This window comes from Vibrio wakamikoensis (assembly GCF_050337275.1).
Classification (GTDB): Bacteria; Pseudomonadota; Gammaproteobacteria; order Enterobacterales; family Vibrionaceae; genus Vibrio; species Vibrio chaetopteri.
In genome coordinates this window covers 133,541-150,783 of record NZ_JAKJST010000019.1, presented here as the reverse complement: position 1 = coordinate 150,783, position 17,243 = coordinate 133,541, and the positions used below count along the sequence as shown (strand labels likewise).

18 protein-coding genes and 1 riboswitch are annotated in these 17,243 nt (G+C 46.0%); of the genes, 6 read left to right on the top strand and 12 right to left on the bottom strand.

Features of this window, described 5'->3' with window-relative positions:
• Positions 1 to 44: 44 nt before the first annotated feature.
• The 5 genes from fecE to L4C42_RS11130 all read right to left on the bottom strand — a co-directional run bounded on the left by fecE (position 45) and on the right by L4C42_RS11130 (position 4,455).
• A complete protein-coding gene (gene fecE / locus L4C42_RS11150; protein WP_353499583.1) occupies positions 45 to 809 on the bottom strand; it encodes a Fe(3+) dicitrate ABC transporter ATP-binding protein FecE in 765 nt (254 codons plus the stop codon).
• Positions 809 to 1,774, bottom strand: a complete 966-nt coding sequence (locus L4C42_RS11145) for a FecCD family ABC transporter permease (RefSeq protein WP_353499582.1) — start codon at positions 1,772 to 1,774, stop codon at positions 809 to 811. Before L4C42_RS11145 ends, fecE begins: the two co-directional genes overlap by 1 nt.
• Complete coding sequence (locus tag L4C42_RS11140; RefSeq protein WP_420884627.1) at positions 1,771 to 2,769, bottom strand: FecCD family ABC transporter permease; 999 nt, start codon at positions 2,767 to 2,769, stop codon at positions 1,771 to 1,773. Before L4C42_RS11140 ends, L4C42_RS11145 begins: the two co-directional genes overlap by 4 nt.
• A 7-nt stretch (positions 2,770 to 2,776) precedes the next feature.
• Complete coding sequence (locus L4C42_RS11135; protein ID WP_429760518.1) at positions 2,777 to 3,688, bottom strand: Fe(3+) dicitrate ABC transporter substrate-binding protein; 912 nt, start codon at positions 3,686 to 3,688, stop codon at positions 2,777 to 2,779.
• A 155-nt stretch (positions 3,689 to 3,843) separates the two neighbouring features.
• Complete coding sequence (locus L4C42_RS11130) at positions 3,844 to 4,455, bottom strand: flavin reductase family protein (protein WP_429760516.1); 612 nt, start codon at positions 4,453 to 4,455, stop codon at positions 3,844 to 3,846.
• Positions 4,456 to 4,575: 120 nt separating this feature from the next.
• On the opposite strand from L4C42_RS11130, the gene L4C42_RS11125 reads away from it, so the two are divergent.
• On the top strand, positions 4,576 to 5,154 hold the full coding sequence (locus L4C42_RS11125) for a YceI family protein (RefSeq protein WP_353499579.1): 579 nt from the start codon (positions 4,576 to 4,578) through the stop codon (positions 5,152 to 5,154).
• A gap of 71 nt (positions 5,155 to 5,225) precedes the next feature.
• On the opposite strand, the gene L4C42_RS11120 is transcribed toward L4C42_RS11125, so the two are convergent.
• The 6 genes from L4C42_RS11120 to L4C42_RS11095 all read right to left on the bottom strand — a co-directional run bounded on the left by L4C42_RS11120 (position 5,226) and on the right by L4C42_RS11095 (position 10,918).
• A complete protein-coding gene (locus tag L4C42_RS11120) occupies positions 5,226 to 6,842 on the bottom strand; it encodes a methyl-accepting chemotaxis protein (protein WP_353499578.1) in 1,617 nt (538 codons plus the stop codon).
• A gap of 388 nt (positions 6,843 to 7,230) precedes the next feature.
• Positions 7,231 to 7,524, bottom strand: a complete 294-nt coding sequence (locus tag L4C42_RS11115) for an ArsR/SmtB family transcription factor (RefSeq protein WP_353499577.1) — start codon at positions 7,522 to 7,524, stop codon at positions 7,231 to 7,233.
• 19 nt (positions 7,525 to 7,543) lie between these two features.
• Positions 7,544 to 8,290, bottom strand: a complete 747-nt coding sequence (locus L4C42_RS11110) for a phosphatase PAP2 family protein (RefSeq protein ID WP_429760513.1) — start codon at positions 8,288 to 8,290, stop codon at positions 7,544 to 7,546.
• Positions 8,291 to 8,498: 208 nt separating this feature from the next.
• Positions 8,499 to 8,795, bottom strand: a complete 297-nt coding sequence (locus L4C42_RS11105) for a hypothetical protein (protein WP_353499575.1) — start codon at positions 8,793 to 8,795, stop codon at positions 8,499 to 8,501.
• Between the two features lie 149 nt (positions 8,796 to 8,944).
• A complete protein-coding gene (locus L4C42_RS11100; RefSeq protein WP_353499574.1) occupies positions 8,945 to 9,412 on the bottom strand; it encodes a DUF2850 domain-containing protein in 468 nt (155 codons plus the stop codon).
• A gap of 180 nt (positions 9,413 to 9,592) precedes the next feature.
• Positions 9,593 to 10,918: an ABC1 kinase family protein gene (locus tag L4C42_RS11095; RefSeq protein ID WP_353499573.1), complete on the bottom strand. Its 1,326-nt coding sequence runs from the start codon at positions 10,916 to 10,918 to the stop codon at positions 9,593 to 9,595.
• 130 nt (positions 10,919 to 11,048) lie between these two features.
• On the opposite strand from L4C42_RS11095, the gene ppnP reads away from it, so the two are divergent.
• Positions 11,049 to 11,330, top strand: a complete 282-nt coding sequence (gene ppnP / locus L4C42_RS11090; protein ID WP_353499572.1) for a pyrimidine/purine nucleoside phosphorylase — start codon at positions 11,049 to 11,051, stop codon at positions 11,328 to 11,330.
• 118 nt (positions 11,331 to 11,448) lie between these two features.
• Here ppnP and L4C42_RS11085 read toward each other — a convergent pair whose 3' ends face one another.
• Positions 11,449 to 12,297, bottom strand: a complete 849-nt coding sequence (locus L4C42_RS11085) for a pirin family protein (protein WP_353499571.1) — start codon at positions 12,295 to 12,297, stop codon at positions 11,449 to 11,451.
• A 270-nt stretch (positions 12,298 to 12,567) separates the two neighbouring features.
• Here L4C42_RS11085 and L4C42_RS11080 point away from each other — a divergent pair, with 270 nt between their 5' ends.
• The 4 genes from L4C42_RS11080 (at position 12,568) to L4C42_RS11065 (ending at position 17,125) form a co-directional block, all read left to right on the top strand.
• Positions 12,568 to 13,464 (top strand): ROK family protein, encoded by an 897-nt coding sequence (locus L4C42_RS11080; protein ID WP_353499570.1) that lies wholly within the window; start codon positions 12,568 to 12,570, stop codon positions 13,462 to 13,464.
• Positions 13,465 to 13,532: 68 nt separating this feature from the next.
• A complete protein-coding gene (locus L4C42_RS11075; protein ID WP_353499569.1) occupies positions 13,533 to 14,441 on the top strand; it encodes an ROK family protein in 909 nt (302 codons plus the stop codon).
• Positions 14,442 to 14,445: 4 nt separating this feature from the next.
• Positions 14,446 to 15,843 (top strand): glycoside hydrolase family 1 protein, encoded by a 1,398-nt coding sequence (locus tag L4C42_RS11070; protein WP_429760509.1) that lies wholly within the window; start codon positions 14,446 to 14,448, stop codon positions 15,841 to 15,843.
• Between the two features lie 54 nt (positions 15,844 to 15,897).
• Positions 15,898 to 15,997, top strand: a riboswitch (purine riboswitch).
• A gap of 120 nt (positions 15,998 to 16,117) precedes the next feature.
• Entirely contained in the window at positions 16,118 to 17,125 is a 1,008-nt protein-coding gene (locus L4C42_RS11065) for an adenosine deaminase (RefSeq protein ID WP_429760507.1), read from the top strand.
• Positions 17,126 to 17,243: the final 118 nt, after the last annotated feature.

The following is a 17,243-nucleotide window of genomic DNA, read 5'->3' as shown; positions in this document are numbered from 1 at the left end:
GAATTTTCAATGTGTTGTACCTGATGTATAACACATTGAAATGATTAGCGAGCGACGCACATTGGGGTATTGGAAACTGGGTCTTCAATCACCATGGCATCAAGGTCGAACACTTGCTTGAGCAATGATTGAGTAAACACCTCTGAAGGCGTGCCTTCGGTCATTAGTTGGCCATCCCTAAGAACAACCAAATGGTCACAATAGCGGCAGGCTTGGTTGAGATCATGTAAAACGACAACCACTGTTTTGCCTTGCTGATTCATGGCTTGCATGGTGTGCATTAGCTCAACTTGATGAGATAGATCAAGGTAGGTGGTGGGTTCATCTAGCATGACAATTTCGGTGTCTTGCGCAATGATCATCGCGATCCAAGCACGTTGACGCTGTCCGCCTGAGAGAGCATCGATGGGCAATTCGGCTAACTCGCTAATGCTGGTGGCAGCCATAGCGTGTTCGACGATGAGGTTATCCTGTTCGTTGAGTTTTCCCCAATGTGAGGTGTAAGGCGCTCGTCCATATTCCACAAGGCGGCGGATAGAGATACCTTCTGGGCTAGCATGCGTTTGAGGCAACATTGATAACCTCTGTGCAAGCGCTTTGGTTGGGATCTTTGTTAGCGGCGTGTTGTCAATAAACACTTGGCCTGACTTCGGCTGATTAATTCTTGCTAGAGTTTTCAACAGGGTTGATTTTCCACAACCATTAGGCCCAATAAGAGCCGTGATTTTGCCCTTTGGGATAGACAGGTTGAGATCTTGGATAATGGTTTTATTGCCATAGGCAACGTGTAGATTCTTAACAGACAGCATTACCAACCCTTGTGTCGTTTTAATAGAAAGATGAAGTAGGGTGCCCCAATGACGGAAGTCAGGACGCCAGCAGGAAGCTCAATTGGCGGCGAGATACCTCTAGCAATAGCATCAGCGATTAGCACCAATAATCCACCAATCAATGCAGAGCCGATAGCGAGCGCTTTATGATTGTGTCCAAATAGCATGCGAGCTAAATGTGGCGCTAACAATCCAACAAAACTGATCGTTCCTGCAATGGAAACGCTGAGACTCGCCAGCATGACGGCGCTGAGTATTGCGGCTATCTGTACCTTTTCGAGTTGCACACCCAGAGCAATGGCGGATTCGTCACCAAGGCCGATGATATCCAGTCGCCATGCGTACCATAGGGCAATTGGCAATAAAATGGCCAATCCGAGCCAAATATAAGGTAGCTGCTCCCATCCTCTTCCCCATAAACTTCCTGTCAGCCAAATCATGGCGGTGTTGATCTCGATAGGATGGACAACTAAGAGAAAGTCGATACCACTGGCTAAAAAGGCGCTGATAGCAATACCAGTAAGCGCCATTCGCGCAGGAGGCAGCTTTACCGCCTGTGCAATGATAACCAAAGCAAGTCCTACACTGACACCACCAAATATGGCCGCCAAAGGCAGATACCAAATTGGTGCATCGGGATAGATGGTCAATAGCAGTGTGGCTGCGAAACCAGCGCCAGCACTCACCCCAATTAAGTCTGGAGAGGCAAGGGGGTTTCTGATCACACCTTGTACAAGCGCACCAGATACACCAAGTCCCGCACCGACACCAATGGCAAGCAATAGGCGCGGGAATCGATATTGGTTGACGACAAAGTCGTAGTCACCACCGTGAAAAAGGGTATCAACGACTTGTAGCAATGATAATTGAGTGACACCGACGAGCATGCTTACGATGCCTACAGCAATCAGAATTACCACCAGAATTAGCCAAGAAAGCTTCATGAGTTGATGCGGCCTTTTATGGAAATAAGGATGAAAAATGGCGTGCCAATTAGGGCTGTCACTACGCCTACAGGCGTTTCGCTTGGGAAAGCAATAGCGCGAGCCAAGGTGTCAGACAGCATCAATAATAATGCGCCAAGAAATGCGCTCGCAGGTATCAAAGGGAAGAAGTTGTTTCCAACGAGCTTGCGTGCCATATGAGGAACCAATAATCCTAAAAAGCCAATTGGACCTGCTGTGGAGACACTGATACTGGTCAACATAACAATCGCTAGGCAAGCAAGTAGACGAATGACAGTGGTGTTGACGCCAAGCCCAGTCGCGACATCGTTACCCAGCACCAATAAGTTTAATTGATGAGCCAGTCCCCAACTGAGTAACAGAGCAAATAGACTGATCGGGACGAGCAGAGTGATAGAGTCCCAATTAAGGTTACTGACAGAGCCAATTAACCAAGATTGAATGCTATAGGCTTGGTCGTCTGCAAGAATAATGGTGGCTCGAGTTAACCCTAACAGCAGAGCATTGACTGCAATACCAGCGAGAACAAGCTTGACTGGGTGAGGTCTATTTTCGAAGAAACCACCAAGATAAATGACCAGTAGACCACTTAGCGCACTTCCCAGTGCGCCTGCTACAAACGTAGGTAGCGGAAGGGTAAGTATTCCAAAACTGGTCAATACAATCATAAGTGCCGCACCTGAATTGATGGCGAGCACCGACGGTGAAGCAAGTGGATTTCGAGTAAGGCCTTGCATGAGCACACCAGCAACGGCTAAGTTGGCACCAATCAGCGCACAGCCCAACACTCTTGGCATGCGAAGCGTATTGATTATCTGGTGTTCCATATTATTGGCATCGAAAGCAAACCAATAGTGACTCAGAGCAGAGAGCGTTAAATCGAAACTAGACCAAGCGATCAAGGAGATGTTTAGGGAAAGAAACATTCCCAAAAAAAGTGCAAGCCAAAGCTTGCACTGTTGGAATTGGAACATGGGAAATCTACGGCTTTTGAATAATGTCAGTTAGGTTCTTAGCAATGCCTTCTGCTGCGATTATCCCTCGGTTTAGTGACCACAATTGTGGCGACACTTTGACGGCTTGCTGTGACTTTGAAACGTTCAGCATTTTAAAAAGAGGGTTGTTTGCCCAGTCATCGTAGACGGTATGAGGTTTATATGGACCCAGCAGCAGCCAATCAGGGTTGATCTTCAAAAGCTGCTCAAAGCTCACTTCAATGTACGCTTTGTTTGTTTTCGGAACGGCTGGCCCTTTGAGTCCCAATGCAGTAATAACGCCACCCGCGTAGGAGTCTGGTCCATGTAGCCACATGCCTTTGTCAGTTACGACCGCAAACTGAAAGTTGTCTGCTGATGATAAATTTTGGCGATACTGAGCCATGATCTGCTGGTGCTTTTCAATTCGAGCTTTCATTGCAGCTTCACGGTTTACCGCAATTCCTATCTTCAGTGCTGAATCAAGGTTTTCCTCGTAAGTCTCGCCTCGGCTTTTTAAAAGGATGGTCGGTGCAATGCTTGAAAGATCGTTGTAAATGGTAGCGTGACGTTCAGCATCCGCGATGATGAGATCGGGTTTAAGCTCCGCGATGGCCTCTAAGCTTGGTTGTGGACGCACGCCAACAGATTGCCAAGGTTTAATCAGTTCGCGAATTTCAGGAAGAATGCGTTCGATGTTCTTGTCATCGGCGACACCGACTGGAGAGATGCCTACCGCCGCGAGCGCATCCACAAAAGAGTACTCAAGAGCGACAACACGACTGGGGCTGACTTGAATAGAAACTTGTCCTTGTTGGTCTTCGAAAACTCGGGTGTCGCTTGCCACAGCGGAAACACAGACAAAAGCGAGAAAATTGACAATTACAGCACGAAGTCCTTGTGCAAAAGAGATATTCATAGCGAGCTCAATGTAAAAAATAACAGGAGCGCAATCCTACATTGATTGGGAATGGTTATCAATAACATTAAAGATAAGTTGCTAATATGAAGAAAAACAAACCATTACATTGAGTGAATGGTTTGTTTTCGTTGTCGTGGGCTAATAGAGAGGTGCTATTGAGGGCGTTGTACCGTGATGGTTTTGTCTAACGTGGCGTAATCATTACCGCCCAAGCGAGATAGCGGATCAACTTTGAGAGCATCGATGACCAAGCGTTCGTTCTGCACCGTGACGACTTGGTCATCGATGTAAACTTTTTCTATTTTGGCGATGAGCAAGTGTTGAGGGGTATTACCGACCTCTAGAACATCGTGAAGGGTGCAACCAAAGGCGATAGGGCATTGTTTAACTCTCGGCAGATTGAAGCCGTCTAGATCGTCGAGTTCCACTTGGCTAGCGATGATTTCTGACTCGCCATGACTCAATGTTGCAGAGGTTTGAGTCATGGTTTCGGCGCTTCCAGTAGACGCAATGTGGATGACTAGCTCTTTATTGTTAATGGCGTTCACCGCGGTGTCTTTTAACTTGCCATCAGGCTTTTTGCCCACTGAGAGCATCAACAATGGTGGATTGCTCGATATCGGAGCGAAATATGAAAATGGAGCGAGATTATAATTGTCGTCGGATGATTCTGTGAGCGCCCAAGCTATCGGGCGAGGGATGACGGTTTGCGTCATCAAATGATAGATAGCGTTGGGGGATAACTCATCGAGGTTGAGCTGCATACTGACTTCTCCGTGTCGTCATTTTTAGTATGTCAAAACAGTATCATATTCAATTGACAGTGTGGAGATCCGAAGCGTCCTAGACTACACCTATAGAGTCAGCATAGATAAGGAAACCCCATGATGATCCGACTAGGTACGCTACTCGCTGCTCTGGCAGTGACGTTCTCGTCACAAGCTGAGTGGATGCTCGATAGTAGCAATTCGACACTCAAATTTGTCTCCACTAAAAGCAACAGTGTAAGCGAAATACATCACTTTGAAGCGATGACAGGCACGATCAGTGACGATGGCAAAGCAACGCTGGTTATCGATTTGTCCAGTATCGAAACCAACATACCCATTCGAAATGAGAGAATGCAAACCATGCTATTTAACGTTGCTGACTTTGCTAAAGCAACGATTACCACCGTGGTTGATATGAGTGAACTGGACAATAGCGATATTGGCGGCATTTATAGCATCATTAACGATGTCACTGTGGATTTGCACGGTAAGCAGAAAACTTATCCCGCCAAACTGACGGTAATGAAAATGAGTGATGACAAGGTGGTGATTGTCGCAACTGATCCTTTGATTGTATATGCCGCGGATTTTGGTTTGGAACAGGGTATAGAAAAACTACGTGAAGTGGCGGGTCTGCCGGCTATTGCGACGTCGGTACCGTTGACGTTTATGTTGGTCTATAACCAAAAATAACCAAAAATAACCAAATAAAAAAACGCTGCGTAATTTCGCAGCGTTTTTGAGTCTTCCAAGCTGGGGTCAGCTTACACTCTAAAGTAAGCCAGTTTTTGCGTTAGCTCATCGGAAGCTTGAGCCATTGACTGTGACTGCTGAGCCAAACTTTGGCTCGCTTGTCGGATTTCGCTAATCGATAGATGCACCACGCTAACGTTTTCATTGACGTCATTGGCAACAGTGCCTTGCTGCTCAGCCGCCGCCGCAATTTGCGTCACCATATCGTAAGTGTCGTTGAGTTTGGCTACCGCAGTATCCAGTTTCTCCTGAGTTTGCGAAGCCAAATCCACACTCTCAGACACCTTAGTTTGGTTTGCTGCCATTACTGACAATACGCTGTCGGTGCGCTCGTTAAGCTGATCAATGGTGGTTTGTACTTGCGCCGTAGACTCTTGAGTGCGGCTAGCCAGGTTTCGAACCTCATCGGCAACCACGGCAAAACCGCGACCTTGTTCACCGGCGCGCGCTGCTTCAATCGCTGCATTGAGGGCAAGAAGGTTGGTCTGCTCTGAAACTTCGTGAATCACGTTTACTACCGAGCTAATATCGCTTACGCCTTGTTTCAGCGCTTCCATGAGCTGGTGGGTGCTGGTGATGTCATCAGAAATACCGGCGATATTAGTCAACGTATAGCCCATGCTGCGACTGCCTTCAGCGGCAAAGTTTTTGCTCTCTTCTGTTGTTGTGGCAGTGTGCTCTGAGTTACTAGCGACGTCTTGAATGGTTGAAGACATTTCATTCATTGCTGTTGCAAGCTGCTCAAGTTGCTGGCTTTGAGAGTCAATACTGGTAGAGGTTTCTTCGCTCGCAGCGGCAATGCTACTAGACAGTTGGCCTGAATAATCTGCCGACGACTTCGCTGCGGTGATGGTATCTTTGAGCGCCGACATCATGCGTGCAAGTTCATTACTTAAATAGCCCAGTTCATCTTTACGGTCGCTCGACATATTAACAGTTAGATCGCCGTCAGCTACTCGATGAACGCGTTGTACTAGGCTCTCAATCGGCTTGACGACATTCCGAGCAATGTAGACGCTCATAATAATTAACACGATGGCAGCTAGGGTATCGACAATGAGATCTTTAATTAGCTGGCTTTGGAATGCTTTGTCGATGTCTGCAGTTTGAACACCCGAACCGATAATCCAGTCCCATTCGGGAATGTAACTGACGAAAGAGATCTTTTGCGACTCTTCGCCGTCGCTACCAATCCAGTAATAGGTAACAAAGCCGCTACCTTGTTTGGTCGCAACTGCACTCATTTCCTGCCAGAAATAGTGACCACGAGAGTCTCGCAAATTACTCGCTTTAGTGCCGTTTAGCTGTGGGTTAGTCGGGTGCATGACCACCTTTTCATCGGAAGTTGCGATGAAGAAGTAGTTGTTGCCGTCGTAGCGTAGCGCCTCAATGGCTTTCGCTGCCGCTTGCTTCGCTTGCTCTTCGCCCATCGAAGCACTGAGTTTTTGATAGTGACTTGCTAAGGTGTACGCCACTTCGACATTCGAGCGTACTCGGTCTTTACGTTGGTCGTAGCTTGAGTTTTTTTGAATGATAAGATTATAAGTACCCAGTGAGAATAGAATGAGTACGGCAAAGCCGACAAGAGCCTGTAACTTCGCTCTGATCGACAAATTATTCAGTTTCACAAAAATATTCCTCTTTACCTTATGAATGCAGCAAGTTCCATTTGAAATACCATCGACAGTGTTTTGATTGGTCAGTAGCAAGTCATAGTATCACTTATTACTGATAATAATGGTACTTATTGATTTAGATTATTTATTAACTGCCGAAATTTCGATCTATTTAATATAATTGGCTGGGTTTGGTATGGAAATAGAGGGTTGAATGGATTATTAGAGTATAACTCTCACTGTTGATGGGGGTTTATCTATCTGTTTAATCAATGAATTGGTCGTGGATTGATTGTGGTTATATTAAATGTGGTGTTTATTTATTGGTGATTTTATCGCATTCAATCTGGTATTTATTATCTGAATTAAAGTGAAAGAGAGTTTGAAAAAGTGCTAATTGCTAGCACTTTTCATCAACACAACATTCATCTTGTAAGAAGTCAATGACGCCTGTGAGATGCTCGTATTTCGCAACACAAAATAGAGTTCGACCTTCACGACGTTGCTCTATTAAATTGGCTGAAGCAAGACTCGAAATATGGTGTGATAGTGTCGAACCGGGAATATCAAGTCGCTCTTGTATCTCACCGACAGGGATACCTTGTCGTCCTGCCTTAACGACTTGTCGATAGATAGCGAGGCGGGTAACGTGTCCCAGTTCTTTCAATGCTTTTGCTGCAATTTCAATCTGCATCTGTTTCTCTCCGCAATTACTATTTCGATAGTAATCGAAATTTGGAGTCAGCGCTAGGGACAATCAAGAAAAGCACCAGTGCAAATGCCAGTGAACCAAATAGGTCTTCCGGGCGATGCATACCAAGCCAAAGTCGACTGGTCGCGACGCCAACTGCCCATAAGATCACTAAGGATGAGAGAATAGGATACTGGTGGTTGGCAAATAACCCGGCAAAGAAGAGAACACATACTGCCACAAAAATCGTGTGACCAGAAGGAAAGGAATAGTCAGTTTCACCCAACCAGTGCTTGGTTCGCCATTGGCTTACTTCATCACTCGCTAAAACGATGATCTGGTTTTGGTCAGTACTAACAAGCGTGTAGAACTGCTCGGGTGAAGAGAGCAGCCCCTCTGCCGCTAGTTCATGAGTGTAAGGTCTAGGGCTTTCGGTCCACTGCTTCAAGAACGTCTTAGCGCCAAAGCTGAATACCAGCAGTAACCCTAACTGGGCAATCAATATTACTTTATGTTTGCTGGCTCTCGTAACCCAGAGTGTTATCACTCCAAGTATCGCTAATGTGATTAGGAACCCTTGGTGACCAGCAGAATAAGAGAGTACTTGCATCACGGTACCTAGCTCGTTGCTTACTTGAGCGCTGAGCTCATATGGGTAGAGCAAAGATGATAGAACGAACAAAATGGTCGCGAAGATAGCGAGGCAGACAATCCCCAACAATTTATCTTGGGTAAAAAATCGCAGTTGATGAAGATTCAAGTTTGGCATAGGGAGTCGGGAGTGCTGATGTAAAACAGGGTGGATAGGGTATTGGATTGATTGTATTGATAATTCAGAGGAATGTCATAATTTGTTTGAATTGCCGTTTTAAGCCACTTATTTTCACTGGCGCATGAAAACAACAAGGTACAAAGCAGCATTAAGTGGCAAGCAATGTCGCCACTTGCCACACTAATTCGAGATGCTACTCACTGTCTTAAAGATCACGCATTAATTCTTCATAATCATCATTTGCTCGTTTGACTATGGTGCTTAGATCATCTGCATCTCGATTGTTGAGCGTGATTTGCCATGCTTTATGATCGTGAATCTCAAACCCTCTCACTAGCGTTGAGTGTTGCGAACGTTTGAAGCTGAGCTCGGTCAACTCAGTATTATGGTGTTCATTAGACTCGACAATATCGATATCGAGTTCACCTACTGGATTGACGTGAATTTGAGCGTGACGCTGGTTGCTGCCATGCAGCACAAAGTTGCGATGTGTTTTGATCATTGTCCTCTCCTCTGGAAAGTAACGATTCCTACTAGCCTATGAGACAGTGTAGGAGAGGATGAGTGACGTCTATATGAAATTTAAGTGAAGCTTGATACGGGTCAAACAAACATGCACAAAAGCGATGTGACCACATCTAACTTTTGACATTACTTGGTTGTGAAATGCTCTCGCAACGCGGAGCGGCGGTTTTGAGTTGGATTGTAACCATCCATAGGAACGGTATCTTCATAGCCTTCAAGAATAAAACGTTGCGGAGGCAAAGCAGGCGTGACGCGACGAAGCTGGGGGGAACGGGGTGTGCCGACACGTTCATACACCCACAAGCCACTGCCTGTTTTGAGACGCACAATACGACCATCAAACTCGAAGGAAGTCGTCACGAGTCGATGGTTGCGAAGCGCACCTGCGTCAGAAAACGTCAAGATCTCTGTGCTTTGTTTTGGAGCGCCAATTTCAATCCAATTGCCGTAGACGCGGGTTGGGGAGATATGGTTTTGGTGACTGCTATAAAACGCAAAGCCAAGCAAGCCAGACAGCACGACGATGACCAGCAGTATTACTACCAGCATATAAGAGTCGGTGTTGGGGGTTGCTTTGGCTCTGATCCTTGTCATTCGCTCGGCCTTCCTTGTCGCCTAATTGAGTCTGTGCTCGGTTGTGTTTTTAGCGTCTATTTAGGTTATCGACTAAAGCCGTTATAACTTTACCAAACGCTAGATAGGGAATGTCGCTTCCTCAGCATTAACCATAGCGCTAGATATGAAAAGCTGACAGATAGGCTTTGTAATACTTTGTTATTTCAAGACTTCCGTCAACCTAAAGGGCAAAAACAGCTGGTTTACATCGACTTTGGCCTTGAGGCGAGCCGCCAATAAATACAAGCCACCTATCTTACGATGCAAGAATAACGCATCAGCTGGGGGAGTATGCCAATAGTCCTGCTCCATACTAATTACCGTGCCCGCTTCACTGATGCGCTGTGCAAGGTTACTGGCGCCAAAATCATAGCTACCTTGGTGCTTAAGTGGCTCGCCGGCAAGTTTAACTAGGTTAACGACTGCGTCTCTCTGCGCAGGTAGGATTTGTTGAGTGAAGAAGCCAATTTGCTGCAATGCCTCATAGAGCGCGTCGTCGTCACCGTCGAGGATGGCGCTGAAAGCGAGACGATAGCCATCGCTGATGCGGTCGTCGTAAGCTCGAGTCGCACCAAAATCTAGCAGGACGACTTTGTGTTGCCGCTCATCAAAAAGAAAATTAGCAAAGTTAGGATCCGTTTGTACCAGCTTAAAATCGAATATCTCTTTGAACAGAAGCTCCAACAGTAGGGTAACCACGCGGTTGCGAGTTTGCTGACTACTGTCCACTAACGACTCTATCGCAACGCCATCTACATAGGTCATGGCTAGCACATTATCGGTTGTAAGTTCATCTCGGACGTCAGGCAAGATAAATTGCGGGGAGCTTGCGAGGTAGTTGCGAAATTGGCGCAGAAGTTTGGCTTCTAATAAGTAATCTGCCTCGGCATGAAGCTGTTTCTTTGCCTCTTCCAGTAATCCTTTGTAATCGACATCCTTGGGAATGAGTCCAACCACATTGAGTAGGGTGCCTACATTGTCGACGTCACTGTCGATACTTTGCTTAATACCTGGATACTGCACTTTAATCGCCAGTTTAGTGCCATCGTCTGAGTGGGCTTGGTGTACTTGTCCAATCGATGCACTGGCGATGGGTTTGAAGTTAAATTCGATAAAGTTCTGCTTCCAGTCGGCTCCCAACTCTTGTGTAAGAACCGAGGAAAGTTGACTGGCAGGCATTGGTGAAGCATCGGAGCGCAGCCTTGAAAGAATGTCAGCCAATTCTGGGCTAATAAGATCGCCCGCATCCATCGACATTAACTGACCGACTTTCATCGCTGCACCACGAAGATGAGCCAGTTGATCGGCCACTCGTTTGACGTTACTCGGGGTGAGTAGCAGTTCGCGCGCCTTGGGACGCTTTCCTTGAGCAAACTGTTTTGCGCCCTCTGTGACCATAGAGCCTGTAACTCGCGTTGCCAGTGAGGCTAATTTTCCGAAGCGGGTGAGGCGATTGGTTGGAACTTTACTTTCCTGATTGGACATACCTTGTCTCTGATTAATTGGTTCTGTTTATTTATACCATCACAGACTAGCAAGTGATCAATGACTTGTTTTCGTTAACTTTGTGAGGTAAAACGATGTTTTGCCTTAAGTAAATTACAAGGAAGTCATTATGATCAAAGAAAACACCTATTTTGAAGGAAACGTAAAATCCCTCGCTTTTACACAAACTGACGGTGACAGCAGTGTCGGCGTTATGGCGCCAGGTGAATACACGTTTGGAACCGCTGCTCCAGAGAAAATGACGGTAGTAAAAGGTGCGCTAACGGTCCGTTTAGCTAACACGCAAGAGTGGAAAACCTACACAGCGGGTCAGGCGTTTGACGTTGAAGGCGACTCAAGCTTTGATTTGCAAGTCGAGCAAGCAACCGCTTATCTTTGCGAATATCTGTAGCATTAAAAGCGACAGCGTTAAAACGAATATCGCAAAAAAGAACGCATCGACGTATTCAGTCGATGCGTGACACACAGGCAGTGGATTAAGGTGTCAAATCTAAAACTTGATTGTTGAATCAATAACGTTCAAATTCGCCGCGATTATAGTCATTAATAGCCTGCTGTATCTCTTGGCTACTATTCATAACAAATGGACCGTAGTGAACGACTGGCTCGTTGATAGGTTCACCAACAAATACCAACAATCCAGAATCTTCTTTCGCTTTAATCTCCATAGTCTCTCCTTTTGAGACTAGTGCAAGTTCACCTTTAATCAATTTTTTCTCACTCAATGAGATTTCACCTTCGTAGACATAAACCATGGCGTTGTGGTGTTTGGGTGTGCCCAAAACAAGTTGGTCGCCTTTTTCAGCGCGCCAATCAGCAACGGTTGCCGCTACGCCTGTTTGCGTGAGAGGGCCTGTCAACGCCTCACCATCGACGGTTAATGTGCCAGCTAATAGACGCACCAATCCAAATCCCGGTTTTTGATACTCGGTAATCGTTTCTGGTTGGAAATCGTGGTATTGCGCTGGCTTCATTTTGTCTCTGGCCGGCTGGTTTATCCAAATTTGGAAACCGTGCAGTTGACCGTCATCCATTATTGGCATTTCGCTATGGATCACGCCACGGCCTGCTGCCATCCATTGAGCACCGCCAGAGCGTAACTCGCCCACGTTCCCCATATGGTCACGATGCTGGAAGTGTCCTTGCATCATATAGGTAAGTGTCTCAATACCGCGGTGTGGATGAGGGGGAAATCCGCCAACATAATCTTTTTTGTCGTCAGATTTGAGCTCATCAATCATAAGAAACGGCGAGAACGCCTGATTGTCAAAGCCGTGTACGCGACGAATTTTTACACCATCACCATCAGAGGTGGCATGCGATGGAATGATCTGTTGAATGGTTCTAAATGAAGTCATTTGGGATCTCCTTGTTATCTGATAGTCAAACTATAGATCTCCGGAGATCTAAAGAGCAGAGTGGTAATGTGAAAGAGACGTTCGAATAGTTCGAACTAAAAACTGCATGTGTATTTTTGTAAAACTATATAGTTTTGTGACTTGTTCGTAATTTTGAGGGTCTCGTCCTTTAGAAGAGAACGAAAATTTGTTTTATTAGAATCAATCCAACGAGATGTTGGCGACCCCAGGTTTAAAGATTGGCGAACAAACAAATCAAGAGAGCAAAACATGATAGTAGGACTAGATATCGGCGGCACAAAAATAGAGGGTGTCGGACTCGATGCCAATAGCTACGAGACCTTGGTTGTTCATCGTGAACCAACGGCAAAAAACAGTTATTCAGAGTTCTTAACAGCGGTGATGTCTGTGATTGATGCTGTGAGCCAACATGGGGAGATCGAATCTATTGGCATAGGCTGCTGTGGTTCTGTCGGCAATGACGGCCTGATGCAGGGAGCAAATGTGTCTGTGTTAAATGGACAGGACTTTATTGGTGATATTCAAAAGCAGATCGATGTCCCAGTTGTTATTGCCAATGATGCAGATTGTCTTGCGCTTTCTGAATATAAAGATGGCGCTGCAAAGCACGCGACCAACTCTTGTGTCGCAGTCATCATTGGAACTGGCTGCGGTGCTGGCGTGGTGATCAACAATGGCTTGGTGACCGGTCTCAATAAGCTCGGTGGCGAGTTGGGACACAACCCACTGCCTAACTTTAATCCAGAGGTTGATGGTAATCCTAACCAATGTTACTGCGGCTCGATGAACTGCGCAGAATCATTTGTCTCAGGTACGGGCTTTGCTCGCACATTCGCAGAGAAGTATGAACCCGCAAACTCTAGAGAGATTATGGCTCTCTATGAAAGAGGCGACGACCGAGCCATTGAACACTTCAATTTGTACTGTGATCAGCTTGCTAGAACTTTGGCGGCTATTGTGAACTTTGTCGACCCTGAAGTCATCGTGCTTGGTGGTGGGATGTCGAACGTAGACGAAGTGTATCCTTTGGTTCAGCAAAAGCTCTCGCAATACACCTTCACAAAATCGGTCACGACCCAGGTTGTAAAAAGCGTACATGGCGATTCGTCTGGTGTGCGAGGCGCCGCCTTCTTGCACACGCTCTAGTCAAAGCTAATCTCTTTGTCACATATAAACACTTAATTCGCAAATATAACGAGTTCATAAAAACAACTATGACACTAAAAGACGACCTGTTTCTAACTCTAGATTTTGGTGGCTCATCGGTGAAAGGTGCAGTCATGTCGGTGGATGCACAAATTCATGAGCGCTTCTCGCTCTCTAGCCAGGCTGACAGTTATGAGCAGTGGCTAGACACGTTTACCCCTACGTTCGATGAGCTTGCCGCTCGCTTTGCACTGAAAGGCATCGCAATAAGTACTTGCGGAGCTGTCAATGTGGATACTGGGGTGATAGAAGGGGCAAGTGCTCTACCTTATATCCACGATATCGACGTGAGAGCTTTATACCAAGCTCGGTTCAATCTACCAGTAGAGCTAGAAAACGATGGCTGTTGCGCTGCACTTGCAGAAGATTGGCTCGGAGCTGGAAAAGAAGATAACGAGTTTTGCCTACTAGTTTTGGGCTCCGGGATCGGCGGCGCTATCGTGCGTGATGGTGGAGTCATCAAAGGGACCCACTTGCATGCCGGGGAGTTTGGCTATTGCATACTCCGTTTTGAAGAGGGGCAGCCTATTACCTATTCGAACGCAGCATCCACTCGTGCCCTGGTTGAAAACGTGGCAATGGCCAAAAATCAAAAGGTCGAAGAGTTCGATGGTATTAAAGTGTTTTCGTTTTACGAACAGGGCGACAGTGACGTACAACCGTTGGTTGAGCAATGGTATGGCGATCTGGCAACGATTCTCTTTAATGTTCAGTACTCTTTGGATCCTAAATGCATTCTTCTTGGAGGGGCGGTCAGCCGCAGCCCTCGATTAATTGACAATATCAATCGCAAACTGGATGAGCTGCAATCAAGCATTCCGATTGCCCGAATACGTCCGGTTCCCGCACTGACACAATTTGGTAACGACGCCAACCTGATTGGCGCTTTAAAACATTTTCTGAATAGACAAGGTTAGTAAGATGACGACATACACTTTTCCGCAAAACTTTTTGTGGGGCGCGGCTGCGTCTGGCATTCAAACAGAAGGCACTACAAATAAAGCCAACGATTCTATTTGGGATCTTTGGCACCAGCAAAGTCCAGAGCGTTTTTATCGTGGCATTAGTTCTCAAACGGTAACGGATACTTATCACCGATACAAAGAAGATGTACAAGACATGAAAAAGGTCGGTTTCAATTCGTTCCGTACCTCTATTCAGTGGTCTCGCCTAATCAAAGATTACGAAACGGGTGAAGTATGCCAAGATGCTGTTGAGTTCTACAACAACTACATTGATGAAATGATCGCCAATGGCATTGAGCCAATGATGAACCTTTACCACTTTGACATGCCAGCAGAGCTTCAAGAGAAGTTTGGCGGTTTTGAGTCAAAGAAAGTGGTCGACCTATTTGCAGATTACGCAGAGACCGCGTTTAAGCTTTTCGGTAACAAGGTGAAGCACTGGATCACGTTTAACGAGCCAATCGTGCCAGTAGAAGGTGGTTACTTGTATGACTTCCATTACCCATGCAAGAAAGATGGCAAGCTCGCCGTTCAGGTTGCTTTCAATATCATGCTTGCTCACGCAAAAGCGGTACACCGTTTTAACGCGTTGGAGTTGGAAAACTCGCAAATTGGTATCGTGCTTAATTTAACTCCTTCTTACACGCGAAACGACAGTGAAGAAGATAAAAAAGCAGCGTGGTATGCAGACCTTTTGTTTAATCGCAGCTTCCTAGACCCAATGGTGAGAAATGAAATCCCTCAAGAGCTGTGTGATGTTTTGGCTGAGCAAGGGTTAACGCCTGAAGCAACAGCGGAAGAGATTGCCGCGATTACAACCGCAAAAGTCGAGTTTCTTGGTGTTAACTATTATGTTCCGCGCCGTGTGAAAGCACGCGAAGCAGAGTACGACCTAGATTACTTTACTCCAGAGGTATACTTCGAGAACTACGTAAACCCAGAGGGTCGATTCAATCCATATCGTGACAATAACGAAATCTTGCCGACGGCTATCTACGATATCGCTAAAAATGTTCAAGAGAATTACGGCAACATTCCTTGGTACCTTGCTGAAATCGGTATTGCGATGGATCTAGAATCAGAGGGAGAGCCAGGTGCCGACGGTCTGATTGACGATTCATTCCGCACAGGCTTGATGAAGGAGCATCTAGTTCAGCTTCACAAAGCAATTGAAGAGGGCTCAAACTGCTTTGGTGTTCACCAGTGGACCTTTATCGATAACTGGTCTTGGTTGAACTCGTTCAAGCGTCGTTATGGCTTCTTCCGCTTGGATCTAGAGACTGGTAACCGAATCCCTAAGAAACATGGAGTTTGGTTTAAAGAATTGGCGACGACGGGCTCATTTGACGACTAATTATATTTTTTGAGGCAAAGCGGTGGACTGTAGGTTGTCAATGGCCTTCATCATTTGATACAGTCCCCGCAGCTTCGTATAACCCCAATAATACGGTTTGGGGGTCTCTACCAGTTCCCGAAAAGTGCTGATTACGAAGAGTTAGGATGGCATTGCTGTCTTTACTCTTTGTATTGGCGTTCGAAACTTTTCTTCATCTGTTCCTATACTCAGAGTAAGTGCATCCGCAAGCCCCATAAGCCGTTAAGGCTCTTATAAGCATAATAGGTGGTATATGAACGCATTTATTCAAGGTCTCCCAAAAGTCGAGTTACACCTTCACATCGAAGGTTCTCTAGAACCAGAACTACTTTTCAATTTGGCAAAACGCAATCAAATCGACATACCTTACGACTCGCCAGAAGCGCTTCGCAAAGCGTATGAGTTTGATGACTTACAGTCATTTCTCGATATTTACTATCAAGGCGCCAATGCGCTGCAAACCGAGCAAGACTTTTACGACCTAACTTGGGCATATTTAGAGCGTTGTCAGCACGATAATGTGATTCACACAGAAATCTTTTTTGATCCACAAACCCATACTGATAGGGGTATCGCGTTTGATACCGTTATCAAGGGAATTGTAAGCGCGTTAAAAGATGGGCAACAGAAACTGGAGATAAGCTCGCAGTTGATTATGTGCTTCTTGCGTCACCTTTCTGAGGAGGCGGCAATTGAAACACTCAAACAAGCCATTCTCTACAAAGATGACATTGTTGGTGTAGGTCTGGATTCTTCTGAGCAAGGTCACCCACCTGAAAAGTTTGCCCGTGTATTTGAAATGGCTAGAGAGCATGGCTTCTTGACGGTTGCTCACGCAGGGGAAGAAGGTCCTGCTCAGAACATTATTGATGCGATCAGTATGCTGGGTGTTAGCCGTGTTGATCATGGCGTACGCTGCGTTGACAATGAGGCGCTGGTGGTACAGCTTATTGAGTCTAGGATGCCGCTCACGGTATGTCCGCTATCAAACATAAAGCTTCGAGTGTTTGATGAAATGCAAGATCACAATATTGTGGAGCTACTAAGAAAAGGCGTTGCAGTGACCATCAACTCAGATGACCCAGCTTATTTTGGTGGCTATATGACAGACAACTTTGTCGCGGTCAGTCAGGCTCACCTTTTAACCCATGAAGAGCTCGCACAGTTTACGCTTAATGCTATCGATGCCAGCTTTATTGGTGACACACAGAAGCAAGCTTACCGGAAAAAGGTGACGGATTATTTAAATTCGGTGGTTTAGTGAGGTCGATATAAATAGAGGTTAAACGCCAAGAAAAAGTTAAGTCGTCACTCCCGAAAAAGGTGGCAGCCTCAAAAAAGGAATGACGACTTGAGTGGTAGACTCAGAGGTGGTTAAT

Coding starts and splice junctions, on each gene's coding strand:
- fecE (WP_353499583.1), bottom strand. CDS start 809: ATGCTGTCTGTTAAGAATCTACACGTTGCCTATGGCAATAAAACCATT.
- L4C42_RS11145 (WP_353499582.1), bottom strand. CDS start 1,774: ATGAAGCTTTCTTGGCTAATTCTGGTGGTAATTCTGATTGCTGTAGGC.
- L4C42_RS11140 (WP_420884627.1), bottom strand. CDS start 2,769: ATGTTCCAATTCCAACAGTGCAAGCTTTGGCTTGCACTTTTTTTGGGA.
- L4C42_RS11135 (WP_429760518.1), bottom strand. CDS start 3,688: ATGAATATCTCTTTTGCACAAGGACTTCGTGCTGTAATTGTCAATTTT.
- L4C42_RS11130 (WP_429760516.1), bottom strand. CDS start 4,455: ATGCAGCTCAACCTCGATGAGTTATCCCCCAACGCTATCTATCATTTG.
- L4C42_RS11125 (WP_353499579.1), top strand. CDS start 4,576: ATGATGATCCGACTAGGTACGCTACTCGCTGCTCTGGCAGTGACGTTC.
- L4C42_RS11115 (WP_353499577.1), bottom strand. CDS start 7,524: ATGCAGATTGAAATTGCAGCAAAAGCATTGAAAGAACTGGGACACGTT.
- L4C42_RS11110 (WP_429760513.1), bottom strand. CDS start 8,290: ATGCCAAACTTGAATCTTCATCAACTGCGATTTTTTACCCAAGATAAA.
- L4C42_RS11105 (WP_353499575.1), bottom strand. CDS start 8,795: ATGATCAAAACACATCGCAACTTTGTGCTGCATGGCAGCAACCAGCGT.
- L4C42_RS11100 (WP_353499574.1), bottom strand. CDS start 9,412: ATGACAAGGATCAGAGCCAAAGCAACCCCCAACACCGACTCTTATATG.
- L4C42_RS11095 (WP_353499573.1), bottom strand. CDS start 10,918: ATGTCCAATCAGGAAAGTAAAGTTCCAACCAATCGCCTCACCCGCTTC.
- ppnP (WP_353499572.1), top strand. CDS start 11,049: ATGATCAAAGAAAACACCTATTTTGAAGGAAACGTAAAATCCCTCGCT.
- L4C42_RS11085 (WP_353499571.1), bottom strand. CDS start 12,297: ATGACTTCATTTAGAACCATTCAACAGATCATTCCATCGCATGCCACC.
- L4C42_RS11080 (WP_353499570.1), top strand. CDS start 12,568: ATGATAGTAGGACTAGATATCGGCGGCACAAAAATAGAGGGTGTCGGA.
- L4C42_RS11075 (WP_353499569.1), top strand. CDS start 13,533: ATGACACTAAAAGACGACCTGTTTCTAACTCTAGATTTTGGTGGCTCA.
- L4C42_RS11070 (WP_429760509.1), top strand. CDS start 14,446: ATGACGACATACACTTTTCCGCAAAACTTTTTGTGGGGCGCGGCTGCG.
- L4C42_RS11065 (WP_429760507.1), top strand. CDS start 16,118: ATGAACGCATTTATTCAAGGTCTCCCAAAAGTCGAGTTACACCTTCAC.